This window comes from Bradyrhizobium sp. Rc2d (assembly GCF_900099855.1).
Classification (GTDB): Bacteria; Pseudomonadota; Alphaproteobacteria; order Rhizobiales; family Xanthobacteraceae; genus Bradyrhizobium.
Genome location: NZ_FNCU01000092.1, coordinates 1 through 9,386, shown reverse-complemented (window position 1 = coordinate 9,386; position 9,386 = coordinate 1). Strand labels below are relative to the sequence as shown.

Sequence of the window (9,386 nt, the reverse complement as noted above, 5' to 3'; positions counted from 1 at the left end):
GCTCGCGGGCAATGACGGGCCAGTCAGGCTCTGCCACCTTGCGGCGACCCGGCTTCACGCCGGGCACCCCGTACAGCAGTTGCTCCAGCTCGGCGTCGCTTATCGCTTCCGGGACTGGCCATACCAGACCCGCGCGCCCAAACCGCTTCAGTGTGTCACGTACCGTCGTCGGCCCGATGCCGACGCGCTCGCCAACCACGCGCGTCGAGAGCCCAGCCTCAAGGCTCAGCCTCATAATCTCGCGCACCTGGCGCATGATAACCCTCCTCGTCGGCATCCAATCCTCCCAGCTGCTTCCAGCCGGAGAAATGGCCCAACGATCGGGCCTCACACCATCCGAAACTGCGCGCGATCAAATCGGAATGCTGCGCGGACAATGCTTGGAATGCTGCGCGCGATCATTTCGGAACCCTGCGCGCCATCAACTCGGTACGCTGCGCACCATCATCTCGGAATCGGCACGTTGCGCATGAAGTGCACGCGACAGCACTGCCAGGTGGCGTTGAGCACCTTGCTGATGGCGGCCTTGATGCCCTCGTGGGCATCGGAGACGACCAGCTTGACGCCGCGCAGGCCGCGGCGGGCGAGCTTGCGCAGGAATGCCGTCCAGAACGTCTCGGCTTCGGAGGGACCAATATCCACGCCGAGCACCTCGCGCCGGCCGTCGCTGTTGACGCCGACCGCGACAATCACGGCGACGGAGACGATGCGGCCATTCTGGCGCACCTTCACGTAGGTGGCGTCGATCCACAGATAGGGCCAGTCGCCCTCGATCGGGCGGCCGAGAAACGCCTTCACCTTGTCGTCGATCTCGCCGCAGAGCCGGCTCACCTGGCTCTTGGAGATGCCGCTCATCCCCATCGCCTGCACCAGATCGTCCACCGAACGGGTCGAGACGCCTTGCACATAGGCTTTCTGGACCACGGCGGTGAGCGCCTTCTCGGCCATGCGGCGCGGCTCCAGGAAGCCCGGGAAGTAGGAGCCCTTGCGCAGCTTGGGAAGAAGCAGTTCGACGGTGCCGGCGCGGGTCTCCCAGACCCGGTCGCGGTAGCCGTTGGGTTGGGCCAGACGGTCGGGATTCTTCTCGCTGTAGGCCGCCCCTGTCTGGCTTTCGACCTCCAGCTCCATCAGCCGCGGGGCGGCGAAGCCGATCATCTCGCGCAACAGATCCGCATCAGGGACTTCTCCACAAGCGTGCGGAGGTTCATCATCTCGTCGGTCATCGGTGGTTCCTCGAATCAGGTTGGTGTCAGCAACTCGACCCTACCGGCGAATCATCGATGACCACCGCAAAGCCGCCCGCCCGCTACGGCGCTGTTTGGGGGCGCGCGTGCAGGCGGCTTTGCTCTACCGAGCTACACCATCAGTTGGGAAAGACCCACGAATGGCTTTGGAATACCATTGCAACGCCTATGCGCTCGCTTGTATGTATTTGCATCGGCTTGGCATTTCGCGATGAAATTCACCTCAAGCCGGAGAGACAGTTATGCAATACGACCGAATAGACGCCCGCATCCTCGAGATTGTGCAGAAGAATAACCGGCTAACTTCTGAGGTGATTGGCGAACTGGCCGGCTTGTCTCCCACCGCGTGTCAAAGACGACTGAAGAGGCTCCGTTCAGACGGCATCATCGAGGCTGATGTCTCCATCGTTTCACCAAGGGCCGTTGGAAGGCCAATTCAAATGCTTGTCCTGGTGACTTTGGAAAGGGAGCGTTCCGATATCATCGACAAGTTCAAGAAGGCGATCAAATCGTCAGTTGAAGTTGTCAATGGTTTTTACGTCACAGGCGACGCCGACTTCGTCCTGTACGTCACGGCGAGCACCATGGAAGAATATGAGCAATTCACCCGACGCTTCTTCTATGAGAACTCGGATATCAAGGGGTTCAAGACAATGGTCATAATGGACCGGGTAAAGGCTGGCTTTGCGATTCCAATCGAGGCGCCATCCGAGGAGTGACGAGCGCTGATACAGTTTCCCCCTGTGCAGATTCATGCGCTTTTCGTTTTCCTTCAGGCCCTTCATTGCATCAATTGGGATTGGAGTTCGGCTATAGTCTCCATATCAGGCGAACATTGATGAAACCCATCGCTTCGCCGTAGTGGCCCGCAACGTCAAGTTTGCGCCTGATGTCCGTACATGCCGCAAGAGTTTTTAGCGCTCAAATTCACCGCACATCGACACACCTACGATGGATTTCGACTGATTGGGCGCACTTGCTATCAATTATCCACCAGTGGGAGACGAGAGCAGATTTATGCAACTTCTCGGATTGTTCAGAAAATTAGAAGCCGCGGTCGATAACCGATCGCAGATGGGCTGTCGTCGTTTTTTGACCGGCGCTACGGGGAGCAAACGGGACGTGGAATTCCCATGCGGTGCCGCCGGATGTGCCCGTTATTTGCGGTGCGCGATTCGATTTGAGGCCTGCAGGTTCGGATCGCCGTGCCTGCAGGCTCGTAGCGCAAGAAATCAAATCTCAAACAGCTCGCGCGGCAATTTCGTGAACGGTTCGCCGCCAGTATCGGTAACGCGAAAGGTTTCGCTGATCACATAGCCGACGTCTTCATCGATCCAGTTTCCAAGCATGAGGTGAAAAGTCATGTTTGGCTTCAGGATGGTCATGTCACCTTCCTTCAAGCTGGCAGTCGGTTCTGTCCAATCGATGCCCACGGCGTAGCCGCACCGCGACTCTTTCTCAAAACCATGCTTTTTCAAAGTGGTGTTGAACGCTACTGCGACATCGCTACAGGTCCTCCCTGTCTTGGCGGCGGCAAGTGCCACTTCCAAACCAGCGACTTCGCCTTCATGCAGGCGGCGGATATAGTCTGAGGGTTTGCCGATTGACATTGTGCGCATCAGCGGGGAAGTGTAGCCGTGGCGCACACCGCTGAATTCCAGGTTGATCTGTGACCTCGGTTGGAACACGTCCTCGGCCCAGCGAATGTGACATGTCGATGTGCGCGGCGTCGCACACAGAAAGAAACTTGAAATGTCAGTGCCGGGCTTACCGTTGGCCCCGCGTACCAGCGTGGCGATGATCTCCGCGGATGCATCGGCCTCACGCACTCCCGGCCGAATAACTTCCGTTGCTCTGAGCATTCCGGCGTCGGAAATGGCCGCGGCTTCACGCATCATTGCAATCTCAAGATCCGACTTCACGCCTCGAATCCAGCTAACCGCGTTGGTACAATCGGCAATCTTCGTCCCTGGCGATCGTGACTTGAACTTCTCCACCGTCGAAGCAGGCAAGAACTTCGCTTCAATGCCAATGGTTTTATGGCCCGGACTTTTATCCAGAATGAAGTCGATTATCGCATCATATCCGTCGCGGTCAGGATTAGCGATAAGCGCTTCCGGGTAGCCGATCACATGGCTTCGCTCCAGAAACGTCTGATGGATTGCTGCCGGTCCATCCATACGGCGTGTGATGAAGGTCGGCTCTTCGTCCTCCAACGAAACGACCACACCTTGGGGCACATATCCGGACTTGGACGTGTATCCCGAAAGATAAGTAATGTTGGCTGGGGTCGTGATCACCAGAACTTCAACATCGCGCCGCTGCATCTCCAATTTTGCGGCAGTCAGTCTTCGCAGATATTCAGAGCGGGGAAACGCTTGTGAGGCTTTTGGCATAGTCATCGCTTCAGCTCCTTTGCGTGAAGTACAGGCTTCGTCGGTTCTATTTGTCGTCCAGACCAATACGCGCATATCAAAGATGTGTGCGGCAAGCCCGCGATCGGCGACAATAAGAAAATGAATTCTCGCGACGTGATCCGCTCACCATGCCGCCAGGCTATGTTTGTGGCGGAGGCTGAACGTCGACGTCGTTACGAACTCAGCATCTCCAGACAGTACCGAACCGTCAATTCGGCGGTCGGAACAAGAAGGTCGTCCGATGCTCCGAAGGTCGGCGTATGCACGCCCGACTCATTGCCAGGCTCCTCGCTCCCGAACCAGAAGTAGATCGAAGGCACGCAGGAGGAATAGAAGCCGAAATCATCGCTGCCGCCGCCGGCTGTCGGGGACTTCTTGTCGGAAAACTTGTCGTTGCCCACCGCCTCGAGGACAAGTCGCCGAAATCGCTCGACCATCGTAGCATCGTTGACGACGGGCGGCTCGCCCAGCCTGTGGGAAAACTCTGCCCTTCCTCGATGCATGCCGGCCACGCCTTCGGCTATTTCTCGAACGCGCTGAACCAGAAGCGTTCTCCGTTCGGCACTGCTCGTTCTGATCGTCCCGGTCATTGTGACGGAAGGACAAATGATGTTCGTAGCCTCGCCGCCGGAGATCGTCCCGATTGTGATGATCGCGCCATCGTCGAATGGCATTTCTCGCGATACCACCTTTTGGACTTCGTTGATAAACGCCCCCGCCATTGCGATCGCATCCACCCCGGCATGCGGTTTGGCGCCGTGAGCCATTGTTCCGATGAGCTTGAGCGCAAATTGATCGGCTGACTTGGTCACCGCACCTGCGCGCGCGCCGTACATCCCGGCCGGCAAGTCCGTTTTGACGTGGAAGCCGATGGCAGCGTCGAAACCGCTGAGCAAGCCGCCGTCCGCCACCGAGCGCCCTCCGAGCGGCTCGGCCTCCTCGGCAGGCTGGAAGAACACACGAAGCTTACCGGAAAACTTTTCGCGCATTCTATGGAATGCGAGCGCGGCGCCCATCGCGATTGAGGCGTGCATATCGTGGCCGCAGGCGTGCATCAAACCCTGGACCTGAGACCGGTAAGACAGGTCGTCGCGTGTTTCCTCAATGGGTAGCGCATCGATATCGCCGCGCACAGCGACAGAGCGCCGCGGCCCCGGGGCCAACCCCTCGATATCGACATAAAGCCCGGTCTTGTGAAACGTCTTCGCGCCTGTCAATCCAAAGCGTTCCAGAGTTTCACGGATCCGTTGCTGAGTTTTCCATTCATTGTTGGAAAGCTCCGGCTCGCGATGCATCGCATGGCGCATCTCGACGACGGCCTTCTGCTCAGCCTCCGAAAGCAAATTGTTCGCAATTATTTTCATTTTCTCGCGCCGCTGTGTCGACTCAACGCCCAAGTCTTAGGTAGCAGATTGAGACTGAGGGAAAGCATCGACCTGCGCCGCCGGGACGCAGGAATGCTGCAGGATGTTAGCCCGAGGTGCACGATTGCGGAAGGCCCTTTCGCAATCTGGATCAGACTGCCGCAGCGTGACTAGCCTCTAAGCTCCTCGGCAGCAAGATAGCTTAGGAGGCAGCGGCACTGTTAGCATACCAGTCCGATCAGCACCAAGACAATCGCCGCTTCGGCCAAAGACGTTGACTGCGTCGAAAATTGCCACTCCTATCGGCTGTCCGCGCTCTATCCTCATCGAGATGCCTGAAGTGATCTGCGCATTTATATCAGCATGACGGGACTCTCTATTATGGTTGCTGAGATGGCCGCAGTGTCCAATTAGTCGGAATGCAGACACTGCCAATAAATCGCATCGCTGATCGCAGTTCTCAAAGCCTCAATGATGCTGATGCGTAGTTTTCGGAATAGGGCGATCAGGAAATCGAAGGCGCCTGTGCACGCGCCCCCGGCGGGCGAATGGATCGACACCTTGGATAATCAAGGATGCGAGACAAAGGGGGTCAATTGATCGGGCTTGCCAGCCGGGCCTGTCGGTCGCTCAATGGACAGTTCGAGCCGAGGTGGACGCTTTCCAGAGTGCAATTCGATAACACGCTCGTATAGCTCCTTATCCGCTGTCGTGAGGCGGTGGTTTAGGCGAAGGTAGTCTGTCCAGGTTGGAGTGCGGAATGTCTCTTTCCATTGTGAAGGCGATTGAAGGTTGCGCAGGAGGGTCCAATGTCGAGCACCGACGCGGGTCTGCACACGACGCCGTTCGCGCATGAGCTTCAGGAAAGTCTCGACATCTTCCTCGGGTATAAAATATTCAATCTTGATGACGATAGGACCGCTTCTCGGCCTCAGATCCAGGGCGACTGCTGGCGCATCAAATCCTCCCAACGGATCGAGGTCTGAATCTCGACATTCGCGAACAGGAAACAAGAAACCGATCGCAGCGACTAGCAACAGAGCTCCAGCGGAGACCTCAAGGGCCCAAGTCAGAGAGTACATCTGAGCGACTGCGCCCCATACCCAACTGCCGGCCGCGATCCCACCATACGTCAAGGCATAATAAATCGACAACGTGCGACCAACGATCCACCGCGGACTGGCCAATTGTACACTCACGCCAAGCGCTGACCAGGCCACGACCCAGCCCGCACCGCCCAGGGCAAGTGCGACTGCTGCTACTGCGAGCGTAGAAGTCAGAGCCAGGGACAAGCAGCATGCGGCACAGGCGACACATGAAAGTGTTATTAGCCGTTCCTGAGATAGGATTTGTCGGAGGAGGCCGTTGGAGATACCGACCAAAACGGCGCCAGTTCCGAAACCGGCCATCAAAGCGCCGTATGCCATCGGCCCTCGCGTTAACTGATCGCGAACAACGAGGGGGAGCAGCGCAACTATGGAGATACTCGCTAAACCAAACGCGGTTCCCCGTGCGATCGCTGACTTGATTTCTGACGACATCGCGGTGAATCGCACGCCGTCATAGATCGCCCCGGTGATTGACTCGCGCGGGAGAGGCGAGGAGCGGACTTTCCACTCGCAATGCCATATAGCGCCAAGCGGCACCAAACAGCTCAACGTGTTCAGAGCGAAAGTGATCAGAGGCCCGAACCAAGCAACGATGACGCCGCCTAGTGCTGGTCCTATGCTTCGGATAGTGTTGAATCCGATAGAGAGAAGCGTGATGGCAGCAGGAAGGTCACGCCTATCTATCATGTCACCAACCGAAGCCTGCCACGCGGGATTGTTGAACGCAGCGCCACAGCCGACTAGAAAGCTGAAGCCAAGAATAACCCATGGATCGATAAAGCCTAGCGCTACAAGAGCGGTAAGCATCGCAGATGCAATCGTCATCAGATACTGAGCGGCAAGCATGACCTTGCGACGATTGAAATTGTCGGCGATGGCTCCGGCGAAGACCGATAGAATGAATGATGGCAGCGTCGATGACGCTTGAACAAGCGCCACCATCAGATCGGAAGTCGAGATCGTGGCCATCAGCCAGCCGATGGCAACGGTCTGCATGAGAGAGCCAAAGCTGGAAACCTGCGTGGCAAGCCAGATCGAACGAAAGGTCGCATTCCTAAGCGGCGAGAACGCGCTTAGGGACATTGCGTCCGCGTCTACGGGCCTCACTGCGTTCATTTTTCTCAGCCCCTCGGTCTGCAAGTCCCGGCCTTTCGTCTTTCCCGCGAAGGCCTATCAATCTTAATAGCCAACCTAAGCTGCTCCGATCGTGATCTGTTGGACCGGTCAGAGACCCACCGGAGCTTTCGGTTTTTGAGGACACGGACGAGAACGTATCGATAATTTTTCCGGCAGCGGTTTGGAGATCGCCAGTGAGCTAGACAATGTTGACCTTGCTCGGAGATGGCGCGGTTCTGTTTGAGGAAGGCCTGCGCGTTCTTGCGAGCTGCTAGGTTGAATATTTCGACAGCGTCCGCCCTGTCACCAAGCTCGGCGTTTCGGCGAAGACCTAGCACAATCATGTCGAATTAACCGTCTCCGAGCTGGCGCAAGTAGCGCAGAAATAGGACAGCGGACTGACTAAGCGTTTCGAATACGCTAACCCGAGTACGCGTCAGCATTTCGCTAGATTTTCCCTGATACTGACGAAATTCTGCACGTGCTGCTCTTTGGGCAACTTCATCCTTCCGCTAAGGCCACGTCTGACTCTGGACTCATGTGCCGCGCTAGGCTGGAGCAATAGCGACGCAGCCAACGCTGCTCGTCAGAAATCCAAAAGATTAGGTGACGAACATACAAAGGGATCATCATTCCACGAAGCTGGCTGATTGCTTCAATTTCGCGAGGCTTTTGCACTCACAACAGTCCTTGCTGAATTGCCGGTGATGTCGGCGGATGTCGAACGCGGCTTTGGCGGGCCTTGGTGACAAGAGCAAGCGAGCCTGTGCTCAGTGCCTCACACTCGTCGAAGTTTGGACCATGCTGGCCGGCGCGATTGAGGACAGGCGAGCCCGACGAAATTTCAATACAAGCCTCGACGCATTCGCCTATGCTAAGGCCTGTTTACAGTCGGGGATTGAACGAAGCCGCTGGCGTGGCATTTGAGGAGTGGTGGTAACGGCCGCCTCCCGTCTGAGGGGATCGAGCGCTCTCTTAGCCCAACCCTTCAGACGGTTGAGCGCGTAGTAGACGCGGTGGAACTGTCGACGCGTTGAGGGCGAAGCCGGCTTCGGCAATGCATGCATTCGATGATGTCGCCAAGCGCACGAAAAAGGATCGCCGCCGCGAAGGTGCAGATCGGCAGGCTTTGTGAAGAAAGGCTTTCGTGAAGAAAGGGGTCAGGCACCAGGCCTTGCCAAAAGTGATATCCGAGACAAAGGCCTCCCATAGCGGCTGGGAGTGAGATGCGAGAGGGAATGCGCCCTGTGGACAGGCTTGAGATTGGAAATCGATTCAGGGACAGATTTGTGGGCGAAAATCCGCGGCCGCGTTGCCATTTTGACGCTCAAATCGGCCGCAGGTGGAACGTGTTTTCCAATCGCCTGACCCTGGCGTTGCTCAAGTTCATCAAACGTTTCAGTGACCGCAAGTTGGTTCGATCCTCATCAGCTGCGCGGAAATCGCTTTCTATGGGCGGCAATGTAAAAAGCACGGTCCAGAGTACGGTAAAGACCGAGGTGAGTTTCGAAGAAGCACCTGGCTGATCTGCGCGTCGAACAGCGAAGTACGCACAAAGTCTAAGCCCGGCGCCCCTGTGCTGAGCCGGCGAGGGTTGTCCTGTGACCGTTGTGTTTCGAATCCTGCGTAGTACTCAAGAAAAACGCTGAGTTTCCGCGCTACTCGCGCTACTTCGCAAGCTTCCACCCGGCCTTCCATTTTATTGAAAGCTATAACAGTGAGCAGAGCATGCAATATCGAACTCCATCGCCGCTCGTGAATTGCGAAAGTGATCCCTTTTGGACCTGAGAGCTTATTCAATTCGGGGAGGGTCTATCCGGCCATTCCAACACGCACTACATCCGATCGGCTGCTAAGAGGCTTACTTCATGACAAAAACGACCGAGAGATTGGCGCGATGGGTGTCGTCGCTCAGGTATGAATCGCTGCCTTCGGAAGTGATCGGTAAGGCCAAGTTGTGTTTGGCTGATTCAATTTCCTGCATGGTAGGCGGCGCCGATTTAGTCCCTTCGAAAACCCTGTTAAAGGTTCTCTGCAGGAGCGGTCAGGGTTCTGTAGCCGTTCCCGGAGTCTCAGCCAGACTTGGATTGCTCGACGCTGCTTACTATGGAGCACAGACGGCGAACGCTCTCGATT

7 protein-coding genes and 1 pseudogene are annotated in these 9,386 nt (G+C 56.8%); 3 read left to right on the top strand and 5 right to left on the bottom strand.

Going from position 1 to position 9,386, the window contains the following annotated elements; translation table 11 throughout:
• Together BLV07_RS45145 and BLV07_RS45140 are read right to left on the bottom strand one after the other, a co-directional pair.
• Positions 1-256 (bottom strand): helix-turn-helix domain-containing protein (locus tag BLV07_RS45145; RefSeq protein WP_143035743.1); only part of this gene is annotated, 256 nt, incomplete at its 3' end.
• A 206-nt stretch (positions 257-462) separates the two neighbouring features.
• Positions 463-1,223: pseudogene (locus BLV07_RS45140) on the bottom strand (IS256 family transposase); the annotation flags it as partial.
• A gap of 263 nt (positions 1,224-1,486) precedes the next feature.
• Between BLV07_RS45140 and BLV07_RS45135 the strand changes: the two are divergent.
• Positions 1,487-1,963 carry an Lrp/AsnC family transcriptional regulator gene (locus BLV07_RS45135; RefSeq protein WP_091899057.1) on the top strand — a complete coding sequence of 159 codons (477 nt, stop codon included), beginning with the start codon at positions 1,487-1,489 and terminating at the stop codon, positions 1,961-1,963.
• A 513-nt stretch (positions 1,964-2,476) separates the two neighbouring features.
• Here BLV07_RS45135 and BLV07_RS45130 read toward each other — a convergent pair.
• The 3 genes from BLV07_RS45130 to BLV07_RS45120 all read right to left on the bottom strand — a co-directional run bounded on the left by BLV07_RS45130 (position 2,477) and on the right by BLV07_RS45120 (position 7,250).
• Positions 2,477-3,646 carry a M24 family metallopeptidase gene (locus BLV07_RS45130; RefSeq protein WP_091899056.1) on the bottom strand — a complete coding sequence of 390 codons (1,170 nt, stop codon included), beginning with the start codon at positions 3,644-3,646 and terminating at the stop codon, positions 2,477-2,479.
• A 188-nt stretch (positions 3,647-3,834) separates the two neighbouring features.
• The gene (locus BLV07_RS45125; RefSeq protein WP_091899059.1) at positions 3,835-5,025 is read right to left on the bottom strand and encodes a M20 family metallopeptidase; all 1,191 of its coding nucleotides are present in this window, start codon (positions 5,023-5,025) and stop codon (positions 3,835-3,837) included.
• A gap of 569 nt (positions 5,026-5,594) precedes the next feature.
• Positions 5,595-7,250, bottom strand: a complete 1,656-nt coding sequence (locus BLV07_RS45120) for an MFS transporter (protein WP_091899058.1) — start codon at positions 7,248-7,250, stop codon at positions 5,595-5,597.
• 1,289 nt (positions 7,251-8,539) lie between these two features.
• Between BLV07_RS45120 and BLV07_RS47225 the strand changes: the two genes are divergently transcribed.
• Positions 8,540-8,776: a hypothetical protein gene (locus BLV07_RS47225; RefSeq protein WP_143035742.1), complete on the top strand. Its 237-nt coding sequence runs from the start codon at positions 8,540-8,542 to the stop codon at positions 8,774-8,776.
• A gap of 342 nt (positions 8,777-9,118) precedes the next feature.
• Positions 9,119-9,386 (top strand): MmgE/PrpD family protein (locus BLV07_RS47220; RefSeq protein ID WP_143035741.1); only part of this gene is annotated, 268 nt, incomplete at its 3' end.